This window comes from Thalassotalea mangrovi (assembly GCF_005116735.1).
Lineage (GTDB): Bacteria > Pseudomonadota > Gammaproteobacteria > Enterobacterales > Alteromonadaceae > Thalassotalea_A > Thalassotalea_A mangrovi.
In genome coordinates this window covers 1-16,544 of sequence record NZ_SWDB01000044.1, presented here as the reverse complement: position 1 = coordinate 16,544, position 16,544 = coordinate 1, and the positions used below count along the sequence as shown (strand labels likewise).

The 16,544-nt window shown below is 47.3% G+C and carries 15 protein-coding genes; 7 read left to right on the top strand and 8 right to left on the bottom strand.

What is annotated here, in order from left to right; all coding sequences use genetic code 11:
• Positions 1-81 precede the first annotated feature (81 nt).
• Together E8M12_RS16005 and recN are read right to left on the bottom strand one after the other, a co-directional pair.
• Positions 82-432, bottom strand: coding sequence for an outer membrane protein assembly factor BamE (locus E8M12_RS16005; RefSeq protein WP_136737280.1), 351 nt, complete (start codon positions 430-432; stop codon positions 82-84).
• Between the two features lie 146 nt (positions 433-578).
• Positions 579-2,243: a DNA repair protein RecN gene (gene recN, locus E8M12_RS16000; RefSeq protein WP_136737279.1), complete on the bottom strand. Its 1,665-nt coding sequence runs from the start codon at positions 2,241-2,243 to the stop codon at positions 579-581.
• A 358-nt stretch (positions 2,244-2,601) separates the two neighbouring features.
• Here recN and E8M12_RS15995 point away from each other — a divergent pair, with 358 nt between their 5' ends.
• Complete coding sequence (locus E8M12_RS15995; protein WP_136737278.1) at positions 2,602-3,006, top strand: VanZ family protein; 405 nt, start codon at positions 2,602-2,604, stop codon at positions 3,004-3,006.
• Positions 3,007-3,104: 98 nt separating this feature from the next.
• Here E8M12_RS15995 and E8M12_RS15990 read toward each other — a convergent pair whose 3' ends face one another.
• Genes E8M12_RS15990 through E8M12_RS15965 form a run of 6 tightly spaced genes read right to left on the bottom strand, consistent with a single transcriptional unit; the run spans position 3,105 to position 10,133 of the window.
• On the bottom strand, positions 3,105-4,028 hold the full coding sequence (locus tag E8M12_RS15990) for a hydroxymethylglutaryl-CoA lyase (RefSeq protein WP_136737277.1): 924 nt from the start codon (positions 4,026-4,028) through the stop codon (positions 3,105-3,107).
• 12 nt (positions 4,029-4,040) lie between these two features.
• Positions 4,041-6,044, bottom strand: a complete 2,004-nt coding sequence (locus E8M12_RS15985; RefSeq protein WP_136737276.1) for an acetyl/propionyl/methylcrotonyl-CoA carboxylase subunit alpha — start codon at positions 6,042-6,044, stop codon at positions 4,041-4,043.
• A 2-nt stretch (positions 6,045-6,046) separates the two neighbouring features.
• The gene (locus tag E8M12_RS15980) at positions 6,047-6,856 is read right to left on the bottom strand and encodes an enoyl-CoA hydratase/isomerase family protein (RefSeq protein ID WP_136737275.1); all 810 of its coding nucleotides are present in this window, start codon (positions 6,854-6,856) and stop codon (positions 6,047-6,049) included.
• A gap of 19 nt (positions 6,857-6,875) precedes the next feature.
• The gene (locus E8M12_RS15975; RefSeq protein ID WP_136737274.1) at positions 6,876-8,483 is read right to left on the bottom strand and encodes a carboxyl transferase domain-containing protein; all 1,608 of its coding nucleotides are present in this window, start codon (positions 8,481-8,483) and stop codon (positions 6,876-6,878) included.
• 36 nt (positions 8,484-8,519) lie between these two features.
• The gene (locus E8M12_RS15970; protein ID WP_136737273.1) at positions 8,520-9,689 is read right to left on the bottom strand and encodes an isovaleryl-CoA dehydrogenase; all 1,170 of its coding nucleotides are present in this window, start codon (positions 9,687-9,689) and stop codon (positions 8,520-8,522) included.
• A 9-nt stretch (positions 9,690-9,698) separates the two neighbouring features.
• Positions 9,699-10,133 (bottom strand): MerR family transcriptional regulator, encoded by a 435-nt coding sequence (locus E8M12_RS15965; RefSeq protein WP_136737272.1) that lies wholly within the window; start codon positions 10,131-10,133, stop codon positions 9,699-9,701.
• A 300-nt stretch (positions 10,134-10,433) separates the two neighbouring features.
• Between E8M12_RS15965 and E8M12_RS15960 the strand changes: the two genes are divergently transcribed.
• From E8M12_RS15960 to gmhB, 6 genes are all read left to right on the top strand, one after another.
• Positions 10,434-11,618 carry a thiolase family protein gene (locus E8M12_RS15960; RefSeq protein WP_136737271.1) on the top strand — a complete coding sequence of 395 codons (1,185 nt, stop codon included), beginning with the start codon at positions 10,434-10,436 and terminating at the stop codon, positions 11,616-11,618.
• Positions 11,619-11,713: 95 nt separating this feature from the next.
• Positions 11,714-12,871, top strand: a complete 1,158-nt coding sequence (locus tag E8M12_RS15955) for an acyl-CoA dehydrogenase family protein (protein WP_136737270.1) — start codon at positions 11,714-11,716, stop codon at positions 12,869-12,871.
• On the top strand, positions 12,868-14,010 hold the full coding sequence (locus tag E8M12_RS15950) for an enoyl-CoA hydratase/isomerase family protein (protein ID WP_136737269.1): 1,143 nt from the start codon (positions 12,868-12,870) through the stop codon (positions 14,008-14,010). Before E8M12_RS15955 ends, E8M12_RS15950 begins: the two co-directional genes overlap by 4 nt.
• Positions 14,011-14,057: 47 nt before the next feature.
• Complete coding sequence (gene mmsB, locus E8M12_RS15945; protein ID WP_136737268.1) at positions 14,058-14,951, top strand: 3-hydroxyisobutyrate dehydrogenase; 894 nt, start codon at positions 14,058-14,060, stop codon at positions 14,949-14,951.
• Complete coding sequence (locus E8M12_RS15940; RefSeq protein ID WP_136737267.1) at positions 14,948-15,709, top strand: SDR family oxidoreductase; 762 nt, start codon at positions 14,948-14,950, stop codon at positions 15,707-15,709. Before mmsB ends, E8M12_RS15940 begins: the two co-directional genes overlap by 4 nt.
• Before the next feature lie 132 nt (positions 15,710-15,841).
• Entirely contained in the window at positions 15,842-16,381 is a 540-nt protein-coding gene (gene gmhB / locus E8M12_RS15935) for a D-glycero-beta-D-manno-heptose 1,7-bisphosphate 7-phosphatase (RefSeq protein WP_136737266.1), read from the top strand.
• The last annotated feature ends 163 nt before the right edge of the window (positions 16,382-16,544 follow it).

Below are 16,544 nucleotides of genomic sequence, written 5' to 3'. Positions count from 1 at the left end.
TTCTCTGCAATCAAAGCCTTGTCTAAAAGCCTTTAAATTCTCACTGAGTGAGCAATAATTTAATGTGATTGGTATTAAATCTTATTGAATAGGCGTATAAAAGCTTTCCGGAATTTCAAAATCTCCTTCCGCTTTTGCCAGCACATCCCCTTCGAAGGTCAGTACTAATTTCTTCTCGGAATCAAAAGCCTGATCGCGACCGGACTTAAAGTTGTACACGTAGTACCATTTATCGTCGTTAAAGGTATCAACAATCACTGGGTTGCCCAGAACAAATTTCACCTGATCTTTGCTCATACCGATTTGCAACTTATCAATCTGTTTTTGTTCGATATAGTTGCCTTGCGGTACATCAATTCGGTATACGCATCCTGAGGCGAACGTAGTGGCCAATCCAAGCAAAATGCTTAGCGATAAAGCACGGGATTTCATTAATTATTATTCCTTAACGGCTACAACCTATACTGCCATGGATAATAACCAAGGGGCAGGGGAGATTAAAGGCTTTTTGTGAATTTTTTAGTGACATCTCGCGACTATTAACCAATTAGCTAATAATCGCGTTGCTATCAGACGTGTTAACTGGCTAAAAGTTCCCGGGCATTGGCAATAGCGTTGTCGGTAATTTCGTCGCCGGCCAACAGGCGGGCAATTTCACGTTCCCTGGCATCTTGATTAAGTGGCGTGACCGAGGTTTGCGTATGCTTACCATCGGTGAGTTTGGCAACGAATAACTGTTGTCGGCCTTTGCTAGCCACTTGTGGCAGATGGGTGACGCAAATAACCTGGGTATTGCCCCCTAACTGTTGCAACTTTTGCCCAACTTTAGCTGCCGTAGGGCCACTGATACCAACATCAACTTCATCGAAAATCAGCGTAGGTGTGATGACTTTCTCGGCAAGGATCACCTGAATTGCCAGGCTGATTCGCGATAATTCACCTCCGGAGGCGACTTTATGCAAAGCTTCAAGTGGTTGTCCCGGGTTCATACTCACTAGAAATTCCACATCATCGAAACCATAAGCGGATAATTGTTCGCTATGGCTATCGGTGATTTTCACACTAAACTGGGCGTCAGGCATACTTAACTCACGCATCGATTGAGTAATTAATTTCGCCAGTTTTTTCGCCGCTTTTGAACGACTGTTACTTAGTTTCGCAGCAACCTGGTGATACTGTTCCTTGATCGTGTCCAGCTCATCATGCAGGTGTTGGTGTCGCTCTTCATCGCCGCTTAAATGCTGAAGCTGCCCCTGCAATTTCTGATGGTAAGCAAATAAGTCTTCGGGATTAACCTGATGCTTGCGCGCCAGGTTAAGCGCAGTGGAATAGCGCTCTTCGATAATACTAAAAGATTCTGGATCGAGATCGATGCTTTGCTGGTAATAATTCAAATCGCGCGACGCTTCCTGAATCTGAATACTGGCTTCGGTCAACATCTTGCTGATCTCCTCCGCGCCATTGTCCAGTGCCGCCAATTGTTGCACATCATCAACGATTTTCTGCAATTGCGCCGTCAGCGAGTATTCGTTCTCATCATCTAACTGTTTCAGGCACTGGCCGGAAAGTACCAGCAACTGCTGAGCATTGGCATGGCGCTTAAAATCCGCCTCAAGTTGTGAAAACTCACCTTCCTGTAAGGAAAACTCGTCCAGTTCCTTTACCTGGTATTGCAACAGTTGTTGTTGCGCCTGACGTTGTTGCTGACTTTCCAATAAGGTTTGCAGTTCGGTATTAGTGGCACGCCACTGCTTTTGAAAATACTTGATTTCATCGAGTAACCCCTGATGCTGGGCGTAGTCATCAAGCAACAGTCTTTGCTCAGTGGTTTTTAACAATAATTGATGATCATGCTGTCCATGGATGTTAATCAATAACTGACCCAAAACCTTTAGTTGCGCCAGTGGTACCGGTGTGCCATTGATGTAGGCTTTTGAGCGTCCCTCGCTGGTAATTAAGCGACGAATAATACATTCATTATCATTGTGTAAATCCTGTACGGTTAACCACTGTCTGGCTTTGTCGTTATTGCAGACATCAAAACAGGCAATCAACTCGGCTTTGTCACTACCGGGACGAACAACGGAGGTTGTCGCACGTTCGCCCAGGCACAAGCCTAAAGCATCTATGGCAATCGATTTACCGGCACCGGTTTCCCCGGTTATGGTCGTCATACCGTGTTGCCAGTCAATTTCAACATGGCTGACAATCGCAAAGTTGCGGATACTGAGATTGGTTAACATGATAAACATCCTGTAAGGGTACTGGTTATTTGTACAGTAAATTATCAGTGTTTAAAAAATGATGCAAGAAAAAAAGCAAAACCCGAAACACCATAAAGCCGTAAGGCTATAAAGTAAAAAGGCTATAGGGCTATAAAGTAAAAAGGCTATAGGGCTATAAAGTAAAAAGGCTATAGGGCTATAGAGCCATATGGAGCTACAACTTAACGCTTACAGCTTACAGCTTACAGCCTACAGCCATACAGCTTACAGCCATACAGCCTTACAGCCTTACAGCTTACAGCTTTCCCTTCGTTTTTGTTGAATTTCTCAGCGGTCGCAGCCACAATAAGCTCAACTCGAATAAACTGGAAATTTTATGTCTTTGCTGTTGGCTTTAACCAGACGTTACTGGATTCTCCTTACCATGTTGATGATGTCTATTATCTGTGTCTTGTCCTTGTACCCCTTGCAGGCACTGCCGGTGGTTCCCGGAACCGATAAGACGCATCATTTTCTCGCTTATTTCGCCCTGGTGATGCCGATGGCGTTAAAAAAGCCAAATTACTGGCCGGTACTGGTTCTGAGCTTTATTGGTATCAGTGGTGCCATTGAGCTGATCCAACCTTTTGTAAACCGTTATGGAGAATGGCTTGATTTAACTGCCAATATTTCCGGAGTCATAGCTGGCTTTATGGTGGCGCAGATTATCAATCGAATCTTTCCAGAGAAAAAACTGACCGTACGAGAATGCAATGAGCAGCAGGCGTTTGAGCGTGAATGATTGTCAGTCAAATAACGATATTTTTACTTAGTAAAAAGGCCAGCTTAATTGCTGGCCTTTTCGTTTTTGGTACTTAATGAATCAAGTTGACTGACACATTATCCGGTCTGTTTGGCTCGTAGCGCATTAGATACTTTTGAAATCGCTGGGCGCTGTAGCTTATCACTAATAAACCATCCGGCTTTAAGTAATAAGTCAAAATTCACCCCATGTTCGATTCCCAGGCCATTGAGCATGTAGACCACATCTTCAGTGGCAACATTGCCGGAAGCACCTTTGGCATAAGGACATCCACCTAAGCCGGCAACAGAACTGTCAATGACGGCAATTCCCATATTCAATGCCGCATAGATATTGGCAAGGGCCTGACCATAGGTGTCATGAAAATGCACCGCGAGTTTATCCATGGGTACGTACTTGTTAACGGCTACCAGCATTTCCTGCACCCGGTGTGGGGTGCCAACCCCTATGGTATCGCCCAGGGAGATTTCATAACAGCCCATGGCAAACAGGTCTCTTGCTACCTCGGCGACCTGTTCCGGTGCAATGTCACCCTCATACGGGCAACCCAACACGCAGGATACATAACCGCGAATTTTAAGATTGTGCTGTTTCGCCAGTTCCACCACGTCAGTAAAGCGCTGTAGGGATTCTTTGATTGAACAGTTAATGTTTTTCTGGCTGAAGCTTTCAGAAGCAGCGCCGAATATCGCTACCTCATCGACGCCAGCAGCAATGGCTGCCTGCAACCCCTTCAGGTTTGGGGTGAGTGCAGCATAGGTTACCGAGCTATTGCGCTTTATCTGCGCAAACACCTCAGCAGAGCTGGCCATTTGTGGAACCCATTTGGGCGATACAAAGCTGCCGGTCTCGATATAAGATAACCCAGCGTCAGTCAGGTGGTTGACCAGGTCAACTTTCACTTGCGTGTCGATTGCGGTCGCTTCATTTTGCAATCCATCCCGGGGGCCAACTTCGACCAGTTTTACCCGTTTTGGCAATCTCGGATTTGCTTTGATCATAACTGGACTCACTTACTCGTTTTCAAAAGCTAGCAGGGCAGAGCCGCCATCAATCATGTCACCACTTTGATAATAAAACTCGGTGACTTTGCCATCGGCGGGTGCCACTATCGTATGTTCCATTTTCATCGCTTCCATGATCATCAATGGCTGGCCCTTAGTCACTGCCTCGTCAACAGCGACTAAGGTAGTGATCAATGTACCGTTCATTGGTGCCTGTAAACCAGAATCGCCACCATCATCATTACTGTCATTGAAATCTTCAACAACATTGGTGAAGGTAATCGCTGCCTGTTCGCTAAAGATAGTAAAGTTTTGCTGTTGTGCTGCAATCACTACCTGCTGACGATGGCCATTGACGGTAATTAACAGACCATCGTCGACTAATTGTCCCTGGACATCATAGGTTTGTCCCTGGCAGGTTAACAGATAATAATGTTGTTCACCCTCGCGGCACTCTTCCACTTCAACCGCAAAACGTTCTGACATCGCCATCAGTTCAAATTTGTGAACGTGCTTTTCATTTGCTCGCCAGGCGTTATTGTTTTGCCAGGGCGAATAGGGGTCATTAGCGCTTGCTAAGGATTGGTTTGCCTGCTTTTGGGTTAACAACACATAAGTCGCAGCTAACGGTAAATAGCTGTCAATATCGCCAGGCTGTTCGTTAAACAAGCTCTGTTGATGAGTTTCAATAAAACTGGTATCGACATCTGCTTGTGCAAACGCATCATTACTCGCGACGTTATAAAGAAAATCGATATTTGTCGTCACGCCCTGGATTTGATAGTGCTTCAGCGCACTTTTTAAACGCAACAATGCTTTTTCCCGGTCTTCATCCCAGACGATCAGTTTGGCGATCATCGGATCATAATAGATGCTGACCTCATCCCCCTGGCGAACCCCGGTATCGACCCGGATATGTGCATTTTCAGTGGGGGTTTTTAAGAAATTCAAGGTACCCGTCGCTGGTAAAAACTCCTGATCCGGATCTTCCGCATAAATACGGGCTTCGAATGCATGGCCCTTGATTGCTAACTCGGATTGTTGCTTCGGTAGTGCTTCGCCGGCAGCAACGCGAAGTTGCCATTCAACTAAATCCTGGCCAGTGATCATTTCCGTAACCGGATGCTCTACCTGCAAACGGGTATTCATTTCCATGAAATAGAAAGAGCCGTCATTTTCATACAGGAATTCAACCGTACCAGCGCCGCGATAACCGATGGCTTTGGCAGCAGCGATCGCCGCATGTCCCATTTTTTCGCGAACCTCATCGCTTAAGCCTGGTGCTGGCGCTTCTTCGATGACCTTTTGATGACGTCGTTGCACCGAACAATCGCGCTCGAACAGATAGACGGCATTATCAAAGTTGTCACAAAATACCTGGATTTCGACGTGGCGTGGCTGAGTCAGATATTTCTCTACCAGCATCACATCGTCATTAAAGGCTGCCATTGACTCACGCTTAGCCGCTGCTAACGCCGATGAAAACTCTGCTTCGCTCCACACCTGGCGCATTCCTTTGCCGCCGCCACCCGCAGCTGCTTTCAGCAATACCGGATAGCCCATGGCATCAGCATGTTGTTTGATCAGAGCTTCTGACTGGTCTTCACCATGGTAGCCTGGAACCAGGGGAACATTGGCCTTTTCCATGATGGCTTTGGCCGCCGATTTAGAACCCATCGCTTCGATGGCCGCCACCGGTGGACCAATAAAGGTAATATCATTTGCCTGGCACAGTCGGCAAAATTCCGCGTTCTCAGATAAAAATCCATAACCTGGATGAATCGCCTGGGCGTTGGTTTTTATTGCCGCATCAATAACTTTTTGTGCTTGCAGATAGCTGTCCTTGGCTGGAGCAGCGCCAATGTAGACGGCTTCATCGGCAAGGGTGACATGCATAGCCTGTCGGTCTGCATCCGAGTAAACCGCTACGGTTTTTATGCCCATGCGCCGGGCAGTCTCAATCACCCGACACGCAATTTCGCCGCGGTTGGCGATCAGTATTTTACTAAACATAATTATTCCTTATCGCTTAACCAACTGGCCGGTCGCTTATTGAAAAATGCCTGCAGACCTTCCTGGCCTTCGTCGCTGACCCGAACTTCGGCGATACGTTCGCTGGTCTGTAACAACATTTTGTGATCGACTGCCTGATGCTGAAAATCCAGCACCAGGGCTTTTGCTTTGCGAACTGCGTGCGGGCCATTACTTAAGATCAAGTCACAACGATTGCTGACTGTCTCACTTAGCGAGTCCTGAGGTACCACGTCATCTACCAGGCCAAGTTTTAAAGCCGTTTCAGCCTTGAATCGCTCTGCAGTCTGAAAATATCGGCGACTGGCTCGCGCCCCCATGGCTTGCATGACATAAGGACTGATGGTGGCCGGGATCAGGCCAAGCTTAACTTCTGAAAGACAAAAGCTGGCGTTGTCGGTGGCGATCGCCATGTCACAGCAACTGACCAGGCCCACGGCACCACCAAAAGCGGCCCCCTGAACTTTGGCAATGGTTGCCTGCGGCAGGTGATTCAGCTTATAGAGCATATTTGCCAGAGCCATGGCGTCTTGCTGGTTTTGTTCCAGCGTATAGTCCGCCATGCGCTGCATCCAGGCCAGGTCGGCGCCGGCTGAAAAATGTTTTCCCTGGGCTGAAAGTACCAACACCCGAATATCAAGGTTATTGGCAACTTGCTCAAAGACATCGGTCATCGCTGCGATCAGAGAATCGTCAAACGCATTGAATTTATCCGGGTTATTGAGACTGACCTCAATTACCCGGTTTTGTGGATAGCTAATTTCCAGTAATGGACTGGAACTGTTAATTGTCATCTAACTTACTCCCAGTTAATTACATGCGGAAGATGCCGAAGCGAGTTTCTTTAATCTCGGCATTTAATGCGGTGGATAACGCAAGGCCAAGAACCTGGCGGGTATCGGCAGGGTCGATTACGCCATCATCCCATAAGCGGGCTGAGGCATAATAGGGGTGTCCCTGTTTTTCATATTCGTCAATAATCGGTTGTTTGAAGGCCTGCTCTTCCTGTTCGCTCCACGCTTCCTCACGTTTTTGTTTCTGGTCACGTTTAACCTGCGCCAGTACACCAGCTGCCTGCTCGCCACCCATCACCGAAATACGGGCATTTGGCCACATAAACATAAAGCGCGGGTCATACGCGCGACCGCACATACCATAATTACCCGCACCAAAACTACCACCGATTAGTACCGTAAATTTCGGTACCTGGGCACAGGCAACCGCGGTTACCATTTTCGCGCCATGCTTGGCGATACCGCCAGACTCATATTGTTTGCCGACCATAAAGCCGGTGATGTTCTGTAAAAATACCAACGGTATTTTGCGTTGCGCGCAAAGCTCAATAAAGTGCGCACCTTTTTGTGCCGATTCGCCGAATAGAATGCCGTTATTGGCGACGATGCCAACCGGGTATCCGTGGATGCGGGCAAAGCCACAAACCAGGGTGGTGCCATACAGGGCTTTAAATTCATCGAATTCACTGCCGTCAACGACACGAGCAATAACTTCCCGCACATCATATGGCTGTCTTGAGTCTTTTGGTATCACTCCATAAATGTCGCTACGGTCATATAGCGGTTCTTGTGGCGAACGGATATCAAGCTGTGCCGGTTTTTTCCGGTTTAAGTTACCAACCGCCTGTCGCACTAATTGCAGCGCATGCTGATCATTTTGCGCATAGTGATCGGCGACACCAGAGGTTCGACAGTGCACATCGGCACCACCCAGTTCCTCTGCCGATACCACCTCGCCAGTTGCGGCTTTGACCAGCGGCGGCCCTGCCAGAAAGATTGTACCTTGCTCTTTGACAATAATGGATTCGTCCGCCATCGCCGGTACATAAGCACCACCGGCTGTACAGGAGCCCATCACCGCAGCGATTTGCGGAATGTTTTTCGCAGACATATTGGCCTGGTTGAAAAAGATGCGTCCAAAGTGTTCTTTATCCGGGAATACTTCATCCTGATTAGGCAGGTTCGCACCACCTGAGTCCACCAGATAGATACAGGGTAGGTTGTTTTCTTCGGCGATGGTTTGGGCACGCAGATGTTTCTTTACGGTCAACGGGTAGTATGTTCCGCCTTTGACTGTGGCATCGTTGGCGATGATCATACATTCCAGGCCATTGACGCGACCAATACCGGTAATAATTCCGGCAGCCGGCACATAATCGTCGTATACCTCATAGGCCGCCAACTGCGACAGCTCCAGAAAAGGTGATCCTGGGTCAAGTAACTGATAAACCCGGTCCCTTGGCAGCAATTTACCGCGGGATAAATGGCGCTGTTGATATTTTTCACCACCACCTTGTTTAATTTGCGCCAGGGTCTCTCTTAAATCATCGACCTGCGTTTGCATGTGAGCGGCGTTGGCAGCAAACTCTTCGCTGCGAGTATTTATTTTACTGGTTAATTTGGCCACGATAATTCCTTGCTAATTAGTTCGTTAATCGACTTATTACTTGGACTCGTTAAATAATTCACGGCCAATCAGCATGCGACGAATTTCTGATGTTCCGGCGCCAATTTCATAAAGTTTCGCGTCACGAAGTAAACGACCGGTTGGGAATTCATTGATGTAACCATTACCGCCGAGGATTTGTATCGCATCAAGGGACATTTTTGTCGCCAGTTCTGCGGCGTACAGGATCGCACCTGCGGCATCTTTACGTGTGGTTTCACCGCGATCACAGGCTTGTGCCACCATATAGACGTAGGCTCTTGCCGCATTCATTTGGGTATACATATCCGCGACTTTGCCCTGGATAAGCTGGAATTCACCGATCGACTGACCAAACTGTTTACGATCATGGATGTAAGGGACCACATTATCCATACAAGCTGACATAATGCCTAAAGGTCCAGCTGATAGGACAACGCGCTCATAATCTAAGCCGCTCATTAATACCGCGACGCCTTTATTCAATTCGCCAAGAATGTTTTCTTCTGGTACTTCGCAATCTTCAAATACCAGTTCACAGGTATTGGAACCACGCATCCCTAATTTGTCGAGTTTTTGATGACGACTAAAGCCTGGATAATCGCGCTCTACAATAAATGCCGTGATACCTTTCGAACCTGCATGGATATCGGTTTTAGCATAGATAATGTAGGTGTGAGCGTCAGGACCATTGGTGATCCACATTTTATTGCCATTTAAAACGTACTTGTCGCCTTTCTTTTCGGCACGAATCTTCATGCTGACAACATCAGAACCGGCGTTGGGTTCGCTCATTGCAAGAGCGCCAATGTGTTCACCTGAACAAAGCTTTGGCAGATACTTCATCTTCTGCTCGTGGGTACCATTACGGTTGATTTGGTTCAGACATAAATTCGAGTGAGCACCGTAGCTCAGGCCTACCGACGCCGAAGCTCGGCTGATTTCTTCCATCGCCACTACGTGTTCAACGTAACCCAGGCCGCTGCCGCCGTACTGCTCATCAACGGTCATGCCCAGTAAGCCCATGTCGCCGAATTTGCGCCATAAATCATTTGGAAACTCATTATCAATATCGATTTGCTCCGCTCGTGGTGCAATTTCGTCGCGGGCAAATGCATTTACCTGATCGCGGATCATTTCCACGGTTTCGCCAAGATTAAAGTTCAGTGAAGAAAAACGGGAGATCATAGTGTTTCCTTATTTAGTTAAGTTTGCTGTTGTGCTTGCGCTGGCTTTCTCTGTTAGATCCTGGCGAGCCTGTTTACAGCGTTGTTCGAGGGTGGACAATTCCATCAGCACGACTTTAATGTCATCCAGCTGTTGATGCAGGGCGGATTTTTTTTCGCTGATAAGCTCCATGATGGTGTCAAGTTGACTGGTACTGGTTTTATCGGTGTCATATAGATTGAATAAACGTCCCGTTTCAGCCAATGAAAAACCGAGACGCTTACCCCGCAATATCAGTTTCAGGCGCACTCGGTCACGACGATTGTAGATGCGTGTCTGACCGCGACGCTCCGGGCTTAGCAAGCCCTGGTCTTCGTAAAATCGAATGCTGCGCGTCGTTACATCAAACTCTTTCGCGAGATCGCTGATACTGAAGGTTACTTGATGATTGTTGATATCATTCATGGAGAATTGTCGAATAATGGTTTTTTTCTAACTTAGGTGAAGTTTACGTAAAGGTAAAGGTGTTTTGTTAGTCATGACATTTCAGAACCCAGATTATTGTAAACAAAATCGGACAAATCTTCGCCTCAATCCCTTTCTAGGCCTATAGCACTATGTGAATTGCGAGGTCTTTTGCATTATGTTTAGCTCTGGCAATAATTAGTTACGCTTTCGTTTAGCGAACTAAAAAGTTTACCTTGGCGTAAACTTGGAAATTGCGTTAATCTTGATTTCAGATACAAAAATGAAAATGGAAGCATTATGTCTAGCAACAAATCTATTGTAATTGTCGCCGCCGCCCGCACCCCAATGGGAGGCTTTATGGGCAGCCTGAGTTCCGAACCTGCGGTTAAACTTGGTGCTGCGGCAATCCGGGCCGCACTCGGTCGTGCAAACGTGGCCAGTGACCAGGTTGATGAAATACTGATGGGCTGCGTACTGACTGCCGGGATGAAACAGGCACCGGCACGCCAGGCGGCTTTATACGCTGATGTTGATATGTCGACACCGTGTACCACAGTATCAAAAGTGTGTGGTTCCGGAATGAAGGCAGTGATGCAAGGGGTTGATACGTTACGTCTGGGTTACAACAAAGTCGTTGTAGCCGGCGGCATGGAAAGCATGTCTAATGCACCATACTTGCTTCCAAAAGCACGTCAGGGCATGCGTATGGGCCATGCTCAAACCTTGGACCATATGATGTATGACGGTCTGGAAAATGCTTACGACGGTAAGGCAATGGGCTGTTTTGCCCAGGATACGGCAGATGAGAAAAAATTCAGTCGTGAACAGATGGACGCGTTCGCCCTGGAATCATTAAAGCGTGCTAACGATGCCATAGACTCAGGCGCCTTCAGTGATGAAATTACGCCGGTAACCTTCAGTACCCGTCGTGGCGATGTGACAGTAGAGATTGACGAACAACCCGGCAATGCCCGTCCGGAAAAGATTCCGTCGCTGCGTCCGGCATTTAAGAAAGATGGGACGGTTACCGCGGCCAACTCAAGCTCTATCTCTGATGGTGCAGCCGCTCTGGTATTAATGACCGAAAGTGAAGCTAACGCGCGTGGCCTGACACCATTGTGCCGGGTTGTAGGACATAGTTCGCATGCGCAATCACCTGAGACCTTCACCGCTGCTCCGGTTGGCGCTATCAAAAAATTATTGGAACAGATCAACTGGTCAGTTGCCGATGTTGATTTATTTGAAATCAATGAAGCGTTTGCCATGGTTACGATGCTGGCAATCGATGAATTGCAGCTTGACCATAACAAAGTGAACATCAATGGCGGTGCCTGTGCTTTAGGTCACCCGATTGGTGCCAGTGGCGCTCGTATTCTGGTAACACTGATCCACGCATTGAAAAATAAAGGTCTTAAGAAAGGCCTGGCAAGTCTTTGTATTGGTGGTGGCGAGGCAACGGCCGTCGCTATCGAAATGCTTTAAGATTTAACGAAAACCAGCCGCGTCCTGCGGCTTTTTTTTCGGCCATAAAAAAGAAAAGTGAAAACAGGCCGAATTGATTTGGGGAAGAAGACAAGATGAATTTTAATTTATCCGAAGAACAGCAAATGTTCGCCGATATGGCAAAGCAATTTGCGATGGCTGAGTTAGCGCCTCACGCGGCGACGTGGGATGCAGAACATATATTTCCAAAACAGGTGATTCAACAGGCTGGCGAATTAGGGTTCTGCGGACTCTACACGCCGGAGCATAAAGGCGGAATGGGGTTAAGTCGACTCGATTCGGCCATTATCTTTGAACAGCTGTCCATGGGCTGTACCGCCACCACGGCAATGATAACCATTCATAACATGGCAACCTGGATGATCGCCACCTGGGGCACAGATAGTGTTTGCGAGCGCTGGTGTGAAGGCCTGGTGTCAGGCAAGCTTCTGGCATCTTATTGTTTGACTGAGCCTGGCGCAGGCTCCGATGCAGCATCGCTGACCACCAGTGCCAGAAGAGACGGTGATGAGTACGTGATCAATGGTTCGAAGATGTTTATCTCCGGTGCCGGCGAAACGGATGTTTTAGTCGCGATGGTGCGTACCGGTTGTGAAGGTGCGAAAGGGATCTCTGCGGTTGTGATCCCGGCCGACAGCCCGGGCGTGATTTACGGAAAAGCGGAAGAAAAGCTTGGTTGGAATGCGCAGCCAACGCGCCTGATTACTTTTGAAGATGTCCGCATTCCGGTTGCCAACCTACTTGGCGAAGAAGGCGAGGGGTTTGCGATTGCGATGAAAGGTCTTGATGGCGGTCGCATTAATATTGCAAGCTGTTCAATTGGTACCGCACAACAGGCCTTAACTACGGCTACCGCTTACATGAAGGAGCGTAAGCAATTTGGCAAAACCATTGCGTCATTCCAGGGGCTACAGTTTAAACTGGCGGATATGGCGACACAGCTAGTTGCCGCCCGACAAATGGTTCGTCTGGCCGCATTTAAGCTGGATAATAACGATCCGGAAAAAACCGCTTATTGTGCCATGGCAAAACAGTTTGCTACCGATGTTGGATTTGCGGTATGTGATGCTGCACTGCAAATTCATGGCGGTTACGGTTATATCAAAGAATACCCGTTAGAACGACATTTCCGCGATGTGCGCGTCCATCAAATTCTCGAAGGTACCAATGAAATTATGCGACTGATCGTATCTCGTCGAATTCTTACCGAGGGAGCAGGAGAAATTTTATGAGCGAAGTCGTTTTGTTTGATGAATTAACTGCAATTCATGGCAAAAAAATTGGCGTTGCCACACTTAACTCGCCGAAATCCCTGAACGCGTTAAGTCACGATATGGTTCATGCGTTGCTGCCAAAACTACGCCAGTGGCAGGATAACCCTGACATTGCCATGGTATTGGTACAAGGCAGTGGCGAAAAGGCGTTTTGTGCCGGTGGTGATATTGTTCATCTGTATAAAGGCATGCAAAACGACACCCAGGGCGCGCAGTCGGCGTCTCAGTATTTTTGTGATGAATATAAGCTGGATTATCTGATCCATGCCTACAATAAACCGTTGCTGGTATGGGGATCAGGAATCGTAATGGGCGGTGGCCTTGGATTGATGGCTGGAGCGAGTCACCGTATCGTCACTGAAACTTCCCGCATCGCTATGCCGGAAATAACCATTGGTTTATTCCCGGATGTAGGCGGCAGCTACTTTTTGAATCGGATGCCGAAAGGTTGTGGCTTATTTCTTGGTTTAACCGGTGCCAGCGTCAATGCCGCAGACGCATTGCATGTGAATCTGGCTGATCACTTTTTGACCAATGAGCGAAAGCAAGTCTTACTAGACCAGTTAATTGAAGTGCACTGGGGCGACACAATTTCCCTGAACCATGAAAAATTGACCAAAGTCTTATCCAGCTTAGGTGCCGAGGTGAAATCCTCATTACCGAAATCTAACCTGGTGAAGCATCAGCAACTTATTGAAAGCCTGACAAGTGGCAGTAGTTTATCTGAGATTGTTGATGCCATTACAACGATAGACTCTGATGATAAATGGTTGCAACGTGCGCAAAAGACGCTGCAGCATGGTAGTCCGCTAAGTGCACACATTATCTATCGGCAATTGCAGACCAGTAAACCATTGTCATTATCTGATTGCTTTCGCTTCGAATTAAGCCTAGCAAGCAAATGCGCTGAATATGGTGAGTTCCAGGAAGGAGTCAGAGCCTTGTTGATTGAGAAAGATAACCAACCAAAGTGGAAATTTGCCACAATTGATGAGGTTGATCCGCAAGTTCTTGACTGGTTTTTTGAATGCAAATGGCAAGCTTCGAATCATCCGCTGGCTGAATTAGGATTGCGTCCTATAGCGGTTGGCCAGTAAGTTTTTTAACCCAGATAATAAAATGGTAATAAGAAAGAGGAAATAAGATGACGGCGATTGCATTTATCGGATTAGGCAACATGGGCGGACCCATGGCGGCCAATTTAATTAAAGCAGGGCATCAGGTACGTGTGTTTGATCTGAGCACCGAGGCGATAAATGAGTTAGTAGAGCAAGGGGCAACATCTTCAGCGAGTGCTGCAGAATGCGCTTCCGGTGCCGACATTGTGATCAGCATGTTGCCGGCCGGCAAGCATGTTGAGCTGTGTTATCTGTCGGAACAAGGCATGATTCACACCATGAAACCTGGGACGCTTGTTATTGATTCGTCAACCATCGATAAGGCCACTGCAGTAAAAGTAGCGACCGCATTAAAAGAAAAGGGCATAGACTTTGTTGATGCGCCGGTATCCGGAGGCGTTGCTGGTGCCGCTGCCGGGACGTTAAGTTTTATGGTGGGTGGCAGTGACAACGAATTTAATCGTGCCCAACCAGTACTGGAAGCCATGGGTAAAAATATCTTTCATGCCGGTGGTCACGGCGCCGGACAGGTCGCTAAAGTATGCAATAATATGCTGCTTTCTATCTTGATGGCGGGAACGGCTGAAGCCTTGCAATTAGGGATCAATAATGATCTGGACCCTAAAGTGCTTTCAGAAATTATGCTGAAAAGCTCAGGCCGTAACTGGACCTTAGAATTATACAATCCTTGCCCTGGAGTGATGGAAAGCGTTCCTGCGGCAAATGACTATCAAGGCGGTTTTATGGTCGACCTGATGGCAAAAGATTTAGGCCTTGCCATGGATTGTGCAGTGCAGAGCCAGTCGACAACTCCAATGGGAGCACTGTCGCGTAATTTATTCTCCCTGCATGCCAACCAGGGCAATGGCACACTGGATTTTTCCAGTATTTTTAAGATGTATGAAAAGGAAGATAAATGAATCTATCGGAAAAAGTAATCGTGATCACCGGTGCCGCCGGTGGTCTTGGCGGCGCCATGGCAAAAGATTTTGCTAAGCATGGTGCGCGCCTCGCGTTAATCGATATGTCAGAAGATGCGTTGAGTGGCATTGTCTCAGAACTTAAGGGTATGGGGACAGATGTTAAGGCTTACGGCGCTAACGTGACTGATGAAGCGGATGTGGAAACTACCTTTGCAAAAATCGCCACCGATTTTGGTGGTATTGATGGCCTGGTCAATAATGCGGGTATCCTGCGCGATGGCATGTTTGTAAAAGCCAAAGATGGCGAAGTGACTGCAAAAATGTCATTAGAACAATTCCAGTCGGTAATTGATGTTAACCTGACCGGCGTGTTCTTATGTGGCCGTGAAGCATCGGTGCAAATGATAAAGCACAAGCGTAAGGGCGTTATCATAAATATGTCTTCTATTGCCCGTCAGGGAAATATGGGACAAACCAACTATTCTGCATCGAAAGCCGGTGTCGTTGCGATGACAGTGACCTGGGCGCGTGAATTGGGTCGTCACGGAATTCGCGTTGGTGCAATCGCTCCAGGAGTCATTAAAACGGCGATGACCGATGCGATGAAGCCAGAAATGCGTGAACGCCTGGAAAAAATGAAGCCGGTTGGCCGTCTTGGCCATGCTGAAGAAATCGCTCACACCGCGCGATATATCTTCGAAAACGAATTTTTTACCGGCCGGGTTGTTGAAATTGATGGCGGCCTAGCCATGTAATCCAGAGATTTTCCACTGCCCATGCCCGTATTACCGCACATGTCTCCTTTAAACAGGGCTTATGATATAGTGCAGGTTTTTACGGGCTGTCAGCTTTTCTTTTGCCTTTAATCATTCAGCAGAAATTTATTCATGTCCAAAGCATTATTTTTAGACCGGGACGGTATTATCAATATTGACCACGGCTACGTTTCAAAAATTGAATCATTCGATTTTAATCCGGGTATTTTTGAGCTGTGTTATGCAGCACAACAAAAGGGCTATCTGCTTATCGTCATCACCAATCAGTCAGGCATTGGCCGTGGTAAATATACTGAGCAGGACTTCCAGGTATTAACCGAATGGATGAAAGGTAAATTTTCTGAACAGCAAATCACCATTAATGATGTTTTCTATTGTCCACACCATCCCACCAACGCTAAACCGCCATACCTTCAGGATTGCCAATGTCGAAAGCCGGGACCCGGGATGATTGTTGATGCGGCAAAACGTCATAATATCGATTTATCACAGAGCATTTTCCTTGGTGATAAATCCTCGGATATGGAAGCGGCACAGGCTGCTAACGTTTCAACTCGCATATTATTGTCTGGTCAGTACCCGATTGACGCTGATTTTAATGCGGTACGGGTTGAATCTTTGGCGCAGGTTGTAAAGTTTTTGCAAGACTAAGTTAACTAATTGTTAGTCTTGTACGATAATTAAACGAACGATCGGTTTTTTGTGTTTTTTGTTGATTTGGGTGTTGACGGCGCCAGGAAAATCCCTAAAATGCGCATCCACTTCCACGGCACAAGTCAACGACTAACCAGGAAGGGTTTTGAAGCCACGAACT

Bases quoted from the DNA above. Each gene is read 5' to 3' on its own strand.
- E8M12_RS16005 (WP_136737280.1), bottom strand. From the start codon at position 432: ATGAAATCCCGTGCTTTATCGCTAAGCATTTTGCTTGGATTGGCCACT.
- recN (WP_136737279.1), bottom strand. From the start codon at position 2,243: ATGTTAACCAATCTCAGTATCCGCAACTTTGCGATTGTCAGCCATGTT.
- E8M12_RS15995 (WP_136737278.1), top strand. From the start codon at position 2,602: ATGTCTTTGCTGTTGGCTTTAACCAGACGTTACTGGATTCTCCTTACC.
- E8M12_RS15990 (WP_136737277.1), bottom strand. From the start codon at position 4,028: ATGATCAAAGCAAATCCGAGATTGCCAAAACGGGTAAAACTGGTCGAA.
- E8M12_RS15985 (WP_136737276.1), bottom strand. From the start codon at position 6,044: ATGTTTAGTAAAATACTGATCGCCAACCGCGGCGAAATTGCGTGTCGG.
- E8M12_RS15980 (WP_136737275.1), bottom strand. From the start codon at position 6,856: ATGACAATTAACAGTTCCAGTCCATTACTGGAAATTAGCTATCCACAA.
- E8M12_RS15970 (WP_136737273.1), bottom strand. From the start codon at position 9,689: ATGATCTCCCGTTTTTCTTCACTGAACTTTAATCTTGGCGAAACCGTG.
- E8M12_RS15965 (WP_136737272.1), bottom strand. From the start codon at position 10,133: ATGAATGATATCAACAATCATCAAGTAACCTTCAGTATCAGCGATCTC.
- E8M12_RS15960 (WP_136737271.1), top strand. From the start codon at position 10,434: ATGTCTAGCAACAAATCTATTGTAATTGTCGCCGCCGCCCGCACCCCA.
- E8M12_RS15955 (WP_136737270.1), top strand. From the start codon at position 11,714: ATGAATTTTAATTTATCCGAAGAACAGCAAATGTTCGCCGATATGGCA.
- E8M12_RS15950 (WP_136737269.1), top strand. From the start codon at position 12,868: ATGAGCGAAGTCGTTTTGTTTGATGAATTAACTGCAATTCATGGCAAA.
- mmsB (WP_136737268.1), top strand. From the start codon at position 14,058: ATGACGGCGATTGCATTTATCGGATTAGGCAACATGGGCGGACCCATG.
- E8M12_RS15940 (WP_136737267.1), top strand. From the start codon at position 14,948: ATGAATCTATCGGAAAAAGTAATCGTGATCACCGGTGCCGCCGGTGGT.
- gmhB (WP_136737266.1), top strand. From the start codon at position 15,842: ATGTCCAAAGCATTATTTTTAGACCGGGACGGTATTATCAATATTGAC.